Consider the following 14,542-nt stretch of genomic DNA (forward strand, 5'->3'; position numbering starts at 1 on the left):
TTATCCCCCTACGCTTGGGCGCGCGATAGCCCGCCAACTCATATATATAGTCTCGCTCATTCAACGAGAGATGCAGCCCCTGCGCGATTGACGCGATCATCTGCTCCGAAGGCTGTGGGCCACGCTCTTGCTCGAGCCGACTGTAATAGTCGGTCGAGATATGGCAAAGAAGCGACACCTCTTCCCGCCGCAAACCGTTTGTGCGTCGGCGAGACCCGCGGGGCAACCCCACATCTTCGGGCTGTAGGCTCTCACGCCTGTTCCGCAGGAAGGCCGCGAGGCCCGCTCGATTAATCACACTGTCTCCTTCGCTAACCTCAGCCAATTTTCTCCGCTCTTGGTTAGCCTATCCAGGGCCCGTTAGACCCCGGATACGCGCGGCGCGGCCTATATCGGTGGCCGTGCCACTCCTATTTTGCTCAACCGGGAATCGTCGGCGGCCGGCACCTCTGCTCGACTCCGGTCCACCCGGAACTGACCTGGGAGAAAACGCCGGGCCATTCACCCACGAGAGCCCGCCGGGGCAGGTCCCGTCCGGGCGATTCCACCGGCCTCAACCAGACCCTGGTGGCGAGCCGTCAAACCGGCGGATGGGTGGCCGTTTCCCCGGGCGGAAGGTGGGATTGGAAGACCATGGATACCGCGGCCAGCGCCGATAAGAATGTATTTAGGCGCTTCTCTGGCGCCCGATTACCGCTCATTAAGGAGTAGCACTATGGCACGGTGGACAACGGCAGAACTTCCGGATCTCACGGGGAAGCGCATCATCATTACCGGAGCGACCAGTGGAATCGGTGAGGTTACCGCTCGTGAATGTGCCCGAGCAGGGGCCACCGTGGTGCTTGCCGTACGCAACCTCTCCAAGGGGGAAATCACGGCGAAACGCATTGGTGGGCGCCTCGAGATCGCGGAGCTTGACGTAAGTAGCCTCTCCTCTGTGCGGGCCTTCGCCACGGCGCAGACACAGAACGTGGACATCCTAATCAATAATGCCGGCATCATGCAGGTCCCGGAATCGCGCACGGCTGAGGGCTTTGAGCTGCAGATGGCCACTAATTTTCTTGGCCCGTATCTCCTGACCCGAATATTGCTCCCTCGAATTAGAGAACGCATCGTCACCCTCTCCTCTCAACTGCATAGAATGGCCAGGCTTGATCTCACCGATCTGAACTGGGAACGTCGCCCCTATCGGGATCTTCGCGCATATTATGATTCAAAGCTCGCGGATACACTGTTTGGCATCGAGTTGCAGCGTCGCCTGGAAGCAGCCAAGAGCCCGGTACGGTCCGTTCTCGCGCATCCCGGTATTGCTACGACGAATCTCGCCGCCGGGGCAAGCTCCAGTAATATAAACCGGTTCTCATGGTTCCTGAACGACGCTGAACGTGGTGCCCTGCCAACGCTCTATGCGGCCACCACCGATATTCCGGGGGGCTCCTATGTTGGACCAAACGGCCCGGGTGGAGTCTGGGGCTTTCCAAAGATCGGCACAGCGTCGCGGGCCGCTCGCGACCCTAAGACCGCACAGACGCTCTGGGAGGCCGCGTCTGCCCTGGTAGCGCTGCCCTGAGTGGGAGATGTGCCGTCCCGATCGGCTGCCCGAAATTTATATAAATGCGGGCGGGTTGGTGCTGTCTCCCGAGGGCTGGTCCCGGTCCCGGTGTCCGTTATGGTGATCGGCTCGCAGGAGCGCTCCATGCACCGAACGCGGGCCGCCGTAGTCGGAGCGACGCGGTACGCTAGGGGATGACCTAGAGGAGGCAACCCGGTGGCAGGTGCACGCGGAACCACGGCGGCAAAAACCAGCAAGGCGGCCATTGCGCAGCTCGGCTGGAACCAGATCCGTCCGGCCGCGGTGGTGCTTATCAGCGGCACCGAGGGTTTCCTTGCCGATCGCTCCATCCGGCTGCTGCGCGATCTGCTGCGCGCCGAGGATCCCAGCCTCGAAATCAACCAGGTTTTTGCCGACTCCTATGCGCCCGGCGAATTGGTCACCATGGCCAGCCCCTCGCTCTTTGGCGAGCCCCGCTTCATCCGGGTAGATAACGTCGAAAAATGCTCCGATAGCTTCCTCGCCGAGGCCATCGACTATCTGGCCAACCCCGCCGAGGGTGCCACCGTGGTCCTGCGTCACGCCGGAGGCGTGCGCGGTAAGCGTCTTCTCGACGCCATCCGCGCCGCCTCCGGCACCGCCATCGAGGTGGTCTGCACCGAGCTGAAAAAAGACGCCGAAAAATCCGAGTTCGCCGCCGCCGAGTTCGCCACCGCGGGCCGCCGCGTGCGCCCCGAGGCGCTGCGGGCCCTGGTCGCGGCCTTCTCCGGCGACCTCGCCGAACTCGCCGCGGCCTGCGCCCAGCTCATGGCCGATACCACCGGGGATATCACCGAAGACACCGTCACCACCTATTACGGCGGCCGCTCCGAGGTCAACGCATTTGCCGTCGCCGACCTGGCCATTGCCGGCCGTCACGGCGAGGCCCTCCTCGGGCTGCGTCAGGCCCTGGCCTCGGGCACCGACCCGGTACCGCTCGTGGCGGCCTTCGCCATGAAACTGCGCACCATGGCCAAGGTCAGTTCCCCCACGGTCCCGCAGGGATCGATGGCCAAGGCCTTTGGGCTCGCGCCGTGGCAGGTGGATCGCGCCAAGCGCGACCTGCGCGGCTGGAACGATCAGGGCCTCGGCCGCTGCATCCAGCTCGTCGCCGAAACCGACGCCGCGGTTAAGGGTGCCGGCGGCGACCCGCTCTACGCCCTGGAAAACCTCGTCCACACCATCGCCTCGCGCGGCCGCATCCGCTCCTAGCCGCCCGCGCCGGCTCCCCTCAACCCGGCCGGAGGGTGGCGTCCCGAGACGTCGCCACCGCTTAGAGTCACAGAGCGTCCCAGCCCGCCGGGCAGAGCCTGACGTACCTAGGAGCGGTGTATCAGGCCCCGTCGGGCAGGAGGGTATATCCCGCGCCGCGGGCAGGGCACGGGAGTAACGTCTCCCGGGCCGCCGGGCGAAGTGCCTCGCGTCGCAGAACCGGGTCTTTTTCCGTCGGGCAGGGCATCCGGCGTCGTCGGCCAGGGTTTCGATTGCCGCCGGCAGGAGTGAAACTCGCGCCGCCGGGCAGGGTTCGGGAGGAACGTCTCCCGGGCCGCCGGGCGGAGTGCCTCGCGTCGCAGAACCGGGTCTTTTTCCGTCGGGCAGGGCATCCGGCGTCGTCGGCCAGGGTTTCGATTGCCACCGGCAGGAGTGAATTTCGCGCCGCCGGTCCGTGGGGCATTGCCCGCAGCCGGGCCGATCGGCACGAGTGTCGGGCATCCTGCGCTGCCGGTCGGGCCTCCCGTGCCGCCGGTTGGGCCTCCCGTAGGAGGCATAGCCCGGTGGCCGCAAGCCATCAACCACCAACCGCCAACCACCAACCGCCAACCGCGACACTCGCCAGCCGCGACTCGCCAGCCGCGAGCCACCAGCCGCCAACCGCCAGTCTCAAGCCGCGCGCAGGCATCCCGCGCCGCCAGCCGCGCGCGGCCCCTAGTGCGTGAGGAAGGCCTTCAGCCCGGCGATTCCGGCGAAGGCGACGGCAATCAGGATCCCGGTGAGAATCGAACGGAACGAGGACTTCTCCTTGCGCAGATGCCCCAGAATCAACCCCAGGAGACCCATCCGGATCACGGTCACCAGCTGCGCGGTCAGGAGTGCGCCCGCCGGAGGCAGCCAGCCGAGGGCCGCGGCCACGAGCAGCAGAACCGGAATGGTGGTGGAGGACGCGATGGGCAGCGCATTACGCAGCTCGTGCTTGGCGAGGGTCCAGCTGGGCGGCTCATCGGTGCGCACCCGCTCACCCAGGGCCTCCGCGAAGGTATGCGCCAGATAGGTGGTGAGCCCCGTGGCAAAAACAATCAGCGCCGCGCGACCCGAGCTGGCATCCGTGGGATGCTGGCTGATCAGGGCCGTCAGAATGAGGACGTTGCCATAAACATAGGCGGAGATGCGGGCCGCGGCATCGGCTCGGGAGGGTGCGGGCCGGGGCGTGGGGGTCATCACCCCATTATTTCCGACGCCGGGGAACCCCCACAAATCGGATGGTCATTCGCGTCGCAATATACACAAAACACCCCTCGGAGTGCACTGGGTGCGATTCCCGAGGGGTGTGAAGTGAACGTCTGTGAAGACTACTTGCCGAGGGCGTCAACCTGCTTGGCGAGCGAGGACTTGCGGTTAGCAGCCTGGTTCTTGTGCAGAACACCCTTGCTCACGGCCTTGTCGAGCTTCTTCGATGCGGTGCGGAGGGCGACAACGGCCTGGTCCTTATCACCGGCAGCGATGGCTGCGAGGGTGTGACGGGTAACGGTACGCAGCTCGCTCTTTACGGCGCGGTTGCGGTCCTGGGCCTTCTTATTGGTGCCAATTCGCTTGATCTGCGACTTGATATTTGCCACGTTATATACGCTTTCGTTTGTTCCGAATGGTGAGGTGCCGGTTAGCGAGAGAGGGCGCCGTCCAGCGAATTCGTGTGGTTACTCCGCACGCAAGTCAAGACCCGATCCTATCACCGGAAGTCCCCGCACCCAACCACGCGGGCCCCTGGCGCGTCGAATCCGCCCCTTTTTCCCGGAAAACCGGCGCTCCCGCGGGGGAGTGGGGTCCGGAAATTCCCTCCCGCGACCCCGTCCTACCGACCCTTCCCCGCCCGGTGCGCACTCTCGCCGCCCGGCCCGCGCTCTTCCCCGCCTGGCTCGCACCCTCTCGCGCGCGACTCGCTCTCTTCCGCGCCTGGCTCACGCCTTTCCGTGACCGACTCGCTCCCTTCCTCGCCTGGCTCACGCCTTTCCGTGACCGGCTCACGCTCTCCCGCGCCCGGCACACACACCCTCGCCGCCTGGCTCGCTCCCTTCCGCGCCTGGCTCACGCCTTTCCGTGACCGGCTCGCGCTCTCCCGTGCCTGGCTCGCGCCCTTCTGCGCCCGGCTCGCTCCCTTCCGCGCCTGGCTCGCGCCCTTCCGTGCCTGGCTCGCGCCCTCTCGCGCCCGACTCGCATCCTTCTTCGCCCGGCTCGCACCCGCCCGCGCCTGGCTCGCGCCTGGCCCGCACTCTCCCGCGCCCGCCACACACCCTCCCGCGCCCGCCACCCCGGCCGGCCCGTCTCCTATGGCCCCCAAAACCCGCGCCCGCCCGCCGCCACCTCCGCAGTAATCCAGAGGAAACCGGCACGGGTTTCGGCGCGCGTTCGTCGCGAACCGCACCTTCATGGAAGAATGGGAGGTTAGGGCGCCCCTTGGGTCGCGCCATGTCAGTTTTTGTCGATCGAATCCCAGAGGAACGTGTGAGTCCCCAAGCTGTTAAGGCACTAGAGCCGGCAAGTACCCCGCCGGAGTTCATCCGCAATTTCTGCATCATTGCGCATATCGACCACGGTAAGTCCACCCTGGCCGACCGCATGCTCGGAATCACCGGAGTGGTGGCCAATCGCGATATGCGCGCGCAGTATCTCGACCGCATGGATATCGAGCGCGAGCGTGGCATCACCATTAAGAGCCAGGCCGTGCGTATGCCCTGGGCCGATGACGCCGGGCAGTCCTATGCCCTGAATATGATCGATACCCCCGGCCACGTCGACTTCTCCTATGAGGTCTCGCGTTCGCTGGCCGCCTGTGAGGGTGCCATCCTGCTCGTGGATGCCGCCCAGGGCATCGAGGCCCAGACCCTCGCCAACCTCTACCTGGCCATGGAAAACGATCTCACGATCATCCCCGTGCTGAATAAGATCGACCTGCCCGCGGCCGATCCCGAAAAATATGCGCTGGAGCTCGCGAACCTCATCGGCGGCAAGCCCGAGGACGTGCTGCGCGTCTCGGGTAAAACCGGCATGGGCGTGGAGGACCTCCTCGACCGCGTGGTGCGCGATATTCCCGCCCCCGTGGGCAATGTGGATGCAGCCCCGCGCGCCATGATTTTTGACTCGGTCTACGATTCCTATCGCGGAGTGGTCACCTATGTGCGCATGGTAGACGGCACGCTGAAGCCGCGCGAGCGCCTCCAGATGATGTCCACCGGCACCGTGCACGACCTCCTGGAGATCGGCGTATCCTCGCCCGAGCCCGTGCCCTCCAAGGGCCTGAGCGTGGGTGAGGTGGGCTATCTGATCACCGGCGTGAAGGACGTGCGCCTGTCCAAGGTGGGCGATACCGTGACCCACGCCCAGAAGCCCGCCACCGAGGCGCTGCCCGGCTATACCGACCCCAAACCCATGGTGTTCTCGGGGCTGTATCCGATCGATGGCTCGGATTATCCGATCCTGCGCGAGGCCCTCGATAAGCTTAAGCTCTCCGATGCCGCACTAAATTATGAGCCCGAGACCTCCGTGGCCCTCGGCTTTGGTTTCCGCTGTGGATTCCTCGGCCTGCTGCACCTGGAGATCATCACCGAGCGCCTGGAGCGCGAGTTTGGCCTCGACCTGATCGCCACCGCCCCCAGCGTGATCTACGAGGTCACCACCGACGATAAAAAAACCGTCACCGTGACCAACCCGAGCGAGTTCCCCACTGGGAAGATCGCCGCGGTCTCCGAGCCCATGGTGCGCGTGGCCATCCTCGCGCCCAAGGACTATGTGGGCACCATCATGGAGCTGTGCCAGAGCCGCCGCGGAACCCTGCTGGGCATGGACTATCTGGGTGAGGACCGGGTGGAGCTGCGCTATAACATGCCTCTCGCCGAGATCGTTTTTGACTTCTTTGACCACCTCAAGAGCCGCACGCAGGGTTATGCATCGCTGGACTATGAGCCCTCGGGTGAGCAGGAAGCCGACCTCGTGAAGGTGGATATTCTGCTGCAGGGTGAGGCCGTGGACGCCTTCAGCGCCATCGTGCACCGCGATAACGCCTATGCCTATGGTGTGTTGATGACCGAGCGGCTTTCCAAGCTCATCCCGCGTCAGCAGTTTGAGGTGCCGATCCAGGCCGCAATCGGCGCCCGCATCATCGCCCGCGAATCCATCCGGGCCATCCGCAAGGATGTATTGGCCAAGTGCTATGGTGGCGATATTTCGCGTAAGCGTAAACTCTTGGAAAAGCAGAAGGAGGGAAAGAAGCGCATGAAGATGGTTGGTCGCGTGGAGGTCCCCCAGGAGGCATTCATTGCCGCGCTGTCCGGAGATACCGAAAAGAAGGAAAAGAAGTAGGGCGATGCGACGGAGCAATTTCGAGGATCAGCCCGTAGATTATGCCGCGGTGGGCGCCACACAGGCCGCCGATCTGATGCAGTATCCGCCGCAGGGCTATAGCCCCGCCGAGGACAGCATCCGCCTCGGCAGCGGTCGCGAGCGCTATGACGCCGCGGTGGCCACCCTGCTCAGCTGGGGTGCCCAGCGTGATGCCGGCCTGGAGATCCTCGAAATTCGCCCGGGCGACGGCAACGAGTATGCCGGAATCCAGTTTGACGATGAGGGCAATGCAATCGCGCCCAATCATCGCCCGGGGGAGCAGCGCTTCGCTCCCGATGGCAGCCCGTTCCTGGACGCCGGCACCACCGCGCGCCTGCGCGGACGGATCGGCCGCTTTGGGGTGGACATGAAAATCCGGGTGGTATATCTGCTGGAATCGCCCAACCGCACGTCCTTCGCCTATGGCACCATCGGCAATGCCCAGCTCAGCGGCGAGGAATCCTTCACCGTGGAGATCCGCGAGGACGACTCGGTGTGGTTTATCACGCGCGCCTTCTGGCGTCCGGTCTCGCTGCGCTATCGCACGTTCCCGCCGCTGGCCACGCGCCGCGCGCAGGTTCTGGCCACCGCGTATCTGCGTGCGCTCTCGCCCACCTGGGCGAGCCCCGCCTCCTGATGGGTGCCCTGCCCCTCGGAGATCCGGCGCCCGCGGATGGTGCCCTGCCCGCCCATGTGGTGGAGGCCTCGCGCGATCGCGACCTGAGCTTTTATCTGCACGTCCCGTTTTGCCGGGTGCGCTGCGGATACTGCGATTTTAATACCTATACGGCCACCGAACTGCGCGGCGCAAAACAGGTGGACTATGCCGATGAGGCCATCGCCGAGGTGCACCTTTCAGCGCGCGTGCTGGAGGCCGCGGGGCTGCCCGCACGCGCGGTAAATACCGTGTTTTTTGGGGGCGGAACCCCCACGCTGCTGCCCGCGGAGAATCTGGCGCGGATGCTGCACGTGGTGCGCGATACCCACGGTATTCGCCCGGGCGCGGAGATCACCACCGAGGCCAATCCGGATTCCGTGGACCTCGCCTATCTGGAGGAGCTGGCCGCGGCCGGCTTCACCCGCGTCTCCTTTGGGATGCAATCGGCCGTGCCGGAGACCCTGCGCACGCTGGATCGCAGCCATACCCCGGAGCGCGTTCCGCTCGTGGTGGACTGGGCCAAGCGGGCGGGGTTGCAGGTGAGCGTGGACCTGATCTACGGTTCCCCGGGCGAAACCCTGGAGCAGTGGCAGACCAGCGTGGATGCCGCGCTGAGCTATGGTCCCGATCATCTCTCCGCCTATTCGCTGATCGTGGAACCGGGCACCAAGATGCACCGCCAGATTCGCAGCGGTGAGCTGGCGGAACCCGATGAGGACCTGCAGGCGGATATGTACGAATACGCCGATGCCACGCTCGCCGCCGCGGGCTTCCAATGGTATGAGGTGTCCAATTGGTCCCTCTCGGAGGCCACCCGCTCCCGGCATAACCTCGCCTATTGGCGCGGCGATGATTGGTGGGGCATCGGGCCGGGCGCCCATAGCCATATCGGCGGGGTCCGCTGGTGGAACGTGAAGCATCCCGCGGCCTATGCGCAGCGCATGGCGGCGGGGGAGTCCCCGGCCATCGGCCGGGAAACCCTGGATGCCGAGACCCGCGAGATGGAGCGCATCCTCCTGGAATCGCGCACCCTGGAGGGGATTGCGCTCTCCGGCCTGGAGCCCGAGGCGCGGGAGGCGATTCCGCGCCTGATTGCCGATGGCCTGATCGAGGGCCGCGAGGCCATCGCGGGGCGGCTGCGGCTGACGCTGCGCGGGCGGCTCCTCGCCGATGCCGTGGTGCGTGCCCTGACCGTTTAACGCCGGATACCACTCGGGCCGGCCATCCCCGCGAGGAAATGGCAGGCCCGGGCCGGTGGGTATGGCCTATTTGATCATCCGCCAGCTGAGCGGATAGCGATACGGGGTGCCGACCAGTGCGGTGGACCCGCCGATGATCGCGAAGATCAGCGCGGCAAGCTCCAACAGCGGGACCAGCAGGAGCAGGATCAGGCCGATGCCCAGAAAGAGCGTGCCGGTGCCGACAATTCCCAGGGCGATGATCACGATCAACGCGCTGAGCTGGAAGTTCAGCGCCTCCTTGCCCTCCTGATCCACAAAACGACCGCGGTCGCGGAAGATCAGCCAGATGATCAGCGCCGGCAGTGGGCTGAAGATTCCGCCGAAGTGGCACAGGGCGGCCCAGGTTTTATCCTGGCCGGGGGTCAGCGGCACGGGGCCGGCGGGCGCTGCGTTGTAATAGGGAGGCTGTCCCTGCTCGTATTGGCTCATTATTTGGCCAGGATAGCGGCAGTACCGGTGTTGTATAACGGGGATGGCCGGGATGATTCGTGCCGCTGACGGAAGCGGGCTAAGATTGGCACTCAGGGGCCCGGAGTGCCAGCGGCCCCGTGCCGGTAGCGTTATACCGGCGGTGCACAGATATGGGAGGGTGGTGAACGGATGGTTTCCGAGCGTTCCCTCGCCGTCCTCCGCGCTATTGTGCAGGACTACGTATCCAGCCGCGAACCCGTGGGTTCCAAGGCCATCGTGGAGCGACACTCCTTCGGGGTCTCCGCCGCGACCATTCGCAACGATATGGCGCAGCTCGAGGAGGAGGAGCTGATTCACGCCCCGCATACCTCCTCGGGACGCATCCCCACCGATAAGGGCTATCGCCTCTTTGTGGATCAACTGGCCGATCTGCGCCCGCTCAGCTCCGTGCAACGCGGGGCCATCGAGGAGTTCCTCGGCGATGGCGTGGGCCTGGACGATGTGCTCTCGCGCACCGTGCGCCTGCTCAGCCAGCTCACGAGCCAGGTGGCCATCGTGCAGTATCCGTCCTTCGCGCGCGCCCAGGTGCGCCATGTGGAGCTGGTCATGCTCGGCGAGCGTCGCCTGCTGGTGGTCCTCATCACCGATAACGGCCGGGTGGAGCAGCGCGAGATTGAGCTCACTCTTCCCCTCGGGATCGACGAGGTGGATACCCTCAAGGCGCGGATTAACCGCGAGCTGCACGGCCTGAGCGTGGCCGATGCCGCGCGCGGGCTCGCCCGGCTGCGCGCCGATCCCGTCGCCGAACACCCCGATCTGATGGAGCGGCTATGTGGCGCGCTTGAGGAGCAGATCACCGAGTATCGCCAGGATCGGCTGGTCATGAGCGGCACGGCCAACCTCGCGCGTTCCGAACACGATTTTGCCGGCAGCATCTATCCGGTGCTGGAGGCGCTGGAACAACAGGTGGTGCTGATGCGTCTTTTTGGTGAGATGCAGATCGACGCCCAGGGCGTCTCCGCGCGGATCGGGCGGGAGAATGCCCCCTTTGGGCTCTCCGAGACCTCGATCGTCGCCGGAAATTATTCTTCCTCTGCGGGCGAAATCGCCCGTCTTGGGGTGCTTGGACCCACAAGAATGGATTATTCAAGCAATATTGCCTCGGTTCGCGCCGTGGCGCGCTATCTCTCCCGCCAGCTCGGCGAGGGCTAGCCCACAAAAATCGGTAAGAGTAAACGGACCGCACCCCCGTCGGGGCGGCCATAAATGGAGGATCACGGGTGGCTGACCACTACGAGGTACTGGGTGTTGCGCAAGATGCCTCGGTAGAAGAGATTAAGAAGGCGTACCGTAAGCTGGCGCGTCAGCTGCATCCCGACGTGAACCCCGCCGAGGACGCGCAGGAACGCTTTAAGGCCGTGACCCACGCCTATGACGTGCTGAGCGATCCCGAGCAGCGTCGCCGCTATGACATGGGCGGTTCCGAGGGACAGGGCCAGGGCTTTGGTGGCTTCGGCGATATTTTTGAGCAGTTCTTTGGCGGCGGTGGCGGCCAGCAGCGCGGACCCAAATCCCGGCGCGAGCGCGGCCAGGACGCCCTGCTGCGCGTGGATATTGACCTGGACGAGGTCATCTTTGGTACCCACCGCGACCTCGAGGTGGATACCGCTGTGCTGTGTGAGACGTGTCAGGGCAGCTGTTGCCAGCCCGGCACCCACCCCGTCACCTGTGATATCTGTCACGGTTCGGGTTCGATCCAGCGCACCGTGCGCAGCCTGCTGGGCAATGTGATGACAGCCTCGCCCTGTGGCACATGCCGCGGCTATGGCACGATCATCACCAACCCCTGCGCCACGTGCCAGGGCCAGGGCCGCGTGCGCGCCCGACGCACCGTGCCCGTGGACATCCCCGCGGGAGTGGACACCGGCCTGCGCCTGCAAATGCCCGGCTCGGGTGAGGTTGGCCAGGCCGGCGGCCCCAACGGCGACCTCTATCTGGAGATCAAGGTGCGCCACCACGATGTCTTCAGCCGCAGCGGCGACGACCTGCTGTGCACCCTGGAGGTGCCTATGACCGAGGCCATCCTGGGCACCACCACCACGATCCCGGCGCTGGATGGCGACCTCGAGATCGAGATCCGCGCGGGAGTCCAGGCCTCCGATGTGATCACCATCCGCGATCGGGGAATCACCAAGCTGCGCGGCCACGGCCGCGGCGACCTCCGCATCGGCATCCAGGTGGTCACCCCCACCAAGCTGGACCATAAGGAACGCGAGCTGATCGAAAAATTCGCCGCGGGCCGCAAGGATAAAACCGCCGCTCTGGGCCAGTTCCAGCAGGGTCTCTTCTCCAAGCTGCGCGATAAGTTCAAGGGCTAAGCCGTGTCCAGCCTGTTTCTGCGCGAGTTCCCCACGGTTCCGGCCGTGGGGGACTCGCTGACCCTGACCGGGCCCGAGGCCAAGCACGCGGTCACGGTGAACCGCGTGCGCGTGGGCGAGGAGCTTTTTCTCGGCGATGGCAAGGGCATCATGGTGGCCTGCACCGTGACCGCTGTATCCCCGCGCGAGCTCGTGGCCGAGGCCACCGCCGTGACCCTGAGCGAGCCCGATCGTCCCCGCCTGTACCTCGTGCAGGCCCTCGCCAAGGGCGACCGCGATGAGATGGCCGTGCAGGCGGCCACCGAGCTGGGCGTGGCCGGGGTCATTCCGTGGGCCGCCGAGCGCAGCATCTCGCGCTGGCAGGGAGATAAGGTCGCAAAGGGGCGCGCCCGCTGGGAGACCATCTCCCGCGAGGCCGCCAAGCAGTCGATCCGCGCGCACCTGCCCGAGGTGCGCGAGATTGTGGACCTCACCCGGCTGTGTGAACTCACCCAGGAATTTGAGATGCTGGTGCTTGATCCCACCGCCGAGGTCGCTCTCACCACGTATCTGGTGAATCACAGCGAGCACACCCGGCCGATCGCGCTGGTGATCGGCCCGGAGGGCGGAATCTCGCCGCGGGAGCTGGCGCTCCTGGACAGCGCCGGCGCGCGGCGCGTGGTCCTGGGCAATACGATCCTGCGCACCTCCACGGCGGGACCCGCCGCAATGGCGGTTATCAATGCCGCACTGGGCCGCTGGTAGCTAGGATAGGAACATGACCGAACACGAGCCGAGTATTTTTGCCCGCATCGTCTCCCGTGAAATCCCCGCGGATATCGTTGCCGAGACCGATCGCCTGATCGCCTTCACCGATATCGCTCCCCAGGCGCCGGTACACATCCTGGTGGTACCCAAGACCGAAGCCTATGCCAATGTCACCGAGCTGGCCGCGGGCGACCCCGAGCTGCTCAGCGAACTGGTGCTCTTTGCCCAGAACATCGCCTCGGAACACGCCGATGGTGACTACCGCCTCGTGTTTAATACCGGCCCCGCCGCCGGTCAGACCGTCTTCCACGTGCACGCCCACGTCCTCGCCGGTGGACTCACCGAGGCCTCCGTTGGCAGCTAACGCCCCGGGCGAGAACCCCGCGGCCGAGGGCTCCGTGGAATTGCGCATCCCGCTGGAGGGCCTGCCGATGGTGGGCCTGCTGGGGGCCGAGGACCGACTCCTCGCCACCATCGAGAAGGAATATCCCGCCGTGGACGTCCACGTGCGCGGCAACGAGATCACCCTCACCGGTCCCGCCCTCGAGGTGGCGCGCGTGGAGGCCCTGATCGCACAGCTCGCCACGCTGGTCAAAAACGGACACGACCTCTCCTCGGGTGATGTCACCGAGGCCGTGCGCCTGCTCGCCACCGGCTCCGGCCGCGCCCCGAGCGATGTGCTGGGCCAGAATATCCTCAGCTCGCGCGGCAAGGTGGTGCGCCCCAAGACCGAGGGTCAGCGCGATTATGTGGACGCGATCGACGAAAACACCATTGTTTTTGGCATCGGTCCGGCCGGTTCCGGTAAAACCTATCTGGCGATGGCCAAGGCCGTTCAGGCGCTCATGCGCAAGGAGGTCTCCCGGATCATCCTCACCCGTCCCGCGGTGGAGGCGGGGGAGCGGCTGGGCTTTTTGCCCGGTTCCCTGACCGATAAGATCGACCCCTATCTGCGCCCGCTCTATGACGCCCTCGGCGATATGATGGACCCGGAGATGGTGCCCAAGCTGCTCGCGGCCGGCACCGTGGAGGTTGCACCCCTGGCCTATATGCGCGGACGCACGCTTAACGATGCATTTGTCATCCTGGACGAGGCACAAAACACCACGCCCGAACAGATGAAGATGTTCCTGACCCGGCTGGGCTTCGGCTCCAAGATGGTCATCACGGGCGATGTCACCCAGGTGGATCTGCCCACCGGGGCGAGCGGGCTGCGCCTGGTCACCCGGGTATTGACCGATATCGACGATATCCACTTCGCGCAGCTCACGAGCGCCGACGTGGTGCGGCACTCGCTCGTGGGCAAGATCGTGGACGCCTATGGCGATTATGATGAGCGCCGCCTCGCGGATCGCTATGAACGCGATCGCGCCGCAGAATTTGCTAACCGCGCCGAACGGCGCACCGGAACGGGCGGCCCCCAGGGCCGCAACCCCAGGAGGGGCACCAGCTCATGAGCATCGAAATAAATAACGAATCCGCCGTCCCGGTGGATGAGGCCGCGCTGCTGCGCCTGGCCGCCTACGCCCTCTCGGCCATGCACGTCAGCGCCGAGGCCGACCTCAATATCGTGGCGGTGGACGAGGCCGCGATGGAACAGCTGCACGTGCAGTGGATGGACGAGCCGGGCCCCACCGATGTGCTGAGCTTCCCGATGGACGAGCTGCGCCCGGGTACCCCGGATCAGCCGACCCCCGCCGGGCTGCTCGGCGATATTGTGCTGTGCCCCCAGGTGGCGCAGGGCCAGGCCGAGACCGCCGGCCACAGCGAGCTCGACGAGCTGCTGCTGCTGACCACCCACGGCATTCTGCACCTGCTGGGTTACGATCACGCGGAGCCCGAGGAAAAGCGCGAGATGTTTGGGATTCAGCGCGATATCCTGCTCGGATTTCACGTCCAGGAGCGTCGAAAATAGTCCCGGTAG

At 65.5% G+C, this 14,542-nt stretch carries 14 protein-coding genes and 1 pseudogene; 11 read left to right on the forward strand and 4 right to left on the reverse strand.

Annotated features, from left to right (window positions below; genetic code table 11):
• Positions 1 to 109: 109 nt before the first annotated feature.
• Positions 110 to 298 (reverse strand): annotated as a pseudogene (locus KXZ72_RS14735) (transcriptional regulator); the annotation flags it as partial.
• A gap of 417 nt (positions 299 to 715) precedes the next feature.
• Between KXZ72_RS14735 and KXZ72_RS01585 the strand changes: the two are divergent.
• Together KXZ72_RS01585 and holA are read left to right on the forward strand one after the other, a co-directional pair.
• Positions 716 to 1,570: an SDR family NAD(P)-dependent oxidoreductase gene (locus KXZ72_RS01585; protein WP_226082000.1), complete on the forward strand. Its 855-nt coding sequence runs from the start codon at positions 716 to 718 to the stop codon at positions 1,568 to 1,570.
• Between the two features lie 198 nt (positions 1,571 to 1,768).
• A complete protein-coding gene (holA, locus tag KXZ72_RS01590) occupies positions 1,769 to 2,803 on the forward strand; it encodes a DNA polymerase III subunit delta (RefSeq protein ID WP_226082001.1) in 1,035 nt (344 codons plus the stop codon).
• A 714-nt stretch (positions 2,804 to 3,517) separates the two neighbouring features.
• Here holA and KXZ72_RS01595 read toward each other — a convergent pair.
• On the reverse strand, positions 3,518 to 4,027 hold the full coding sequence (locus KXZ72_RS01595) for a hypothetical protein (protein WP_226082002.1): 510 nt from the start codon (positions 4,025 to 4,027) through the stop codon (positions 3,518 to 3,520).
• 131 nt (positions 4,028 to 4,158) lie between these two features.
• Complete coding sequence (gene rpsT / locus KXZ72_RS01600) at positions 4,159 to 4,425, reverse strand: 30S ribosomal protein S20 (RefSeq protein ID WP_226082003.1); 267 nt, start codon at positions 4,423 to 4,425, stop codon at positions 4,159 to 4,161.
• A gap of 883 nt (positions 4,426 to 5,308) precedes the next feature.
• Here rpsT and lepA point away from each other — a divergent pair.
• From lepA to hemW, 3 genes are read left to right on the forward strand one after another with little or no spacing between them, the layout of a single operon-like run.
• Entirely contained in the window at positions 5,309 to 7,162 is a 1,854-nt protein-coding gene (lepA, locus tag KXZ72_RS01605; protein ID WP_226082004.1) for a translation elongation factor 4, read from the forward strand.
• 4 nt (positions 7,163 to 7,166) lie between these two features.
• Positions 7,167 to 7,820 (forward strand): DUF1990 family protein, encoded by a 654-nt coding sequence (locus KXZ72_RS01610; RefSeq protein WP_226082005.1) that lies wholly within the window; start codon positions 7,167 to 7,169, stop codon positions 7,818 to 7,820.
• Positions 7,817 to 9,040, forward strand: a complete 1,224-nt coding sequence (gene hemW, locus KXZ72_RS01615; protein WP_226083389.1) for a radical SAM family heme chaperone HemW — start codon at positions 7,817 to 7,819, stop codon at positions 9,038 to 9,040. The genes KXZ72_RS01610 and hemW overlap by 4 nt, the downstream gene beginning before the upstream one ends.
• A gap of 66 nt (positions 9,041 to 9,106) precedes the next feature.
• On the opposite strand, the gene KXZ72_RS01620 is transcribed toward hemW, so the two are convergent.
• A complete protein-coding gene (locus KXZ72_RS01620; RefSeq protein ID WP_226082006.1) occupies positions 9,107 to 9,511 on the reverse strand; it encodes a DUF4870 domain-containing protein in 405 nt (134 codons plus the stop codon).
• A gap of 171 nt (positions 9,512 to 9,682) precedes the next feature.
• Between KXZ72_RS01620 and hrcA the strand changes: the two genes are divergently transcribed.
• The 6 genes from hrcA (at position 9,683) to ybeY (ending at position 14,533) form a co-directional block, all read left to right on the forward strand.
• On the forward strand, positions 9,683 to 10,705 hold the full coding sequence (hrcA, locus tag KXZ72_RS01625; protein ID WP_226082007.1) for a heat-inducible transcriptional repressor HrcA: 1,023 nt from the start codon (positions 9,683 to 9,685) through the stop codon (positions 10,703 to 10,705).
• A 68-nt stretch (positions 10,706 to 10,773) separates the two neighbouring features.
• Positions 10,774 to 11,871, forward strand: coding sequence for a molecular chaperone DnaJ (gene dnaJ / locus KXZ72_RS01630; RefSeq protein WP_226082008.1), 1,098 nt, complete (start codon positions 10,774 to 10,776; stop codon positions 11,869 to 11,871).
• 3 nt (positions 11,872 to 11,874) lie between these two features.
• Positions 11,875 to 12,615, forward strand: a complete 741-nt coding sequence (locus KXZ72_RS01635) for a 16S rRNA (uracil(1498)-N(3))-methyltransferase (RefSeq protein ID WP_226082009.1) — start codon at positions 11,875 to 11,877, stop codon at positions 12,613 to 12,615.
• A gap of 13 nt (positions 12,616 to 12,628) precedes the next feature.
• Positions 12,629 to 12,982 (forward strand): histidine triad nucleotide-binding protein, encoded by a 354-nt coding sequence (locus KXZ72_RS01640; protein WP_226082010.1) that lies wholly within the window; start codon positions 12,629 to 12,631, stop codon positions 12,980 to 12,982.
• A gap of 67 nt (positions 12,983 to 13,049) precedes the next feature.
• The gene (locus KXZ72_RS01645; protein WP_226083390.1) at positions 13,050 to 14,075 is read left to right on the forward strand and encodes a PhoH family protein; all 1,026 of its coding nucleotides are present in this window, start codon (positions 13,050 to 13,052) and stop codon (positions 14,073 to 14,075) included.
• Positions 14,072 to 14,533 (forward strand): rRNA maturation RNase YbeY, encoded by a 462-nt coding sequence (gene ybeY / locus KXZ72_RS01650; protein WP_226082011.1) that lies wholly within the window; start codon positions 14,072 to 14,074, stop codon positions 14,531 to 14,533. The genes KXZ72_RS01645 and ybeY overlap by 4 nt, the downstream gene beginning before the upstream one ends.
• Positions 14,534 to 14,542: the final 9 nt, after the last annotated feature.

Origin of the sequence: Mycetocola spongiae (assembly GCF_020424085.1) — a bacterium.
GTDB lineage: Bacteria > Actinomycetota > Actinomycetes > Actinomycetales > Microbacteriaceae > Mycetocola > Mycetocola spongiae.

Excerpts from the sequence above, each read along its gene's own strand:
- KXZ72_RS01585 (WP_226082000.1), top strand. The coding sequence starts at position 716 with ATGGCACGGTGGACAACGGCAGAACTTCCGGATCTCACGGGGAAGCGC.
- KXZ72_RS01595 (WP_226082002.1), bottom strand. The coding sequence starts at position 4,027 with ATGACCCCCACGCCCCGGCCCGCACCCTCCCGAGCCGATGCCGCGGCC.
- KXZ72_RS01610 (WP_226082005.1), top strand. The coding sequence starts at position 7,167 with ATGCGACGGAGCAATTTCGAGGATCAGCCCGTAGATTATGCCGCGGTG.
- KXZ72_RS01620 (WP_226082006.1), bottom strand. The coding sequence starts at position 9,511 with ATGAGCCAATACGAGCAGGGACAGCCTCCCTATTACAACGCAGCGCCC.
- hrcA (WP_226082007.1), top strand. The coding sequence starts at position 9,683 with ATGGTTTCCGAGCGTTCCCTCGCCGTCCTCCGCGCTATTGTGCAGGAC.
- KXZ72_RS01640 (WP_226082010.1), top strand. The coding sequence starts at position 12,629 with ATGACCGAACACGAGCCGAGTATTTTTGCCCGCATCGTCTCCCGTGAA.
- KXZ72_RS01645 (WP_226083390.1), top strand. The coding sequence starts at position 13,050 with ATGGTGGGCCTGCTGGGGGCCGAGGACCGACTCCTCGCCACCATCGAG.
- ybeY (WP_226082011.1), top strand. The coding sequence starts at position 14,072 with ATGAGCATCGAAATAAATAACGAATCCGCCGTCCCGGTGGATGAGGCC.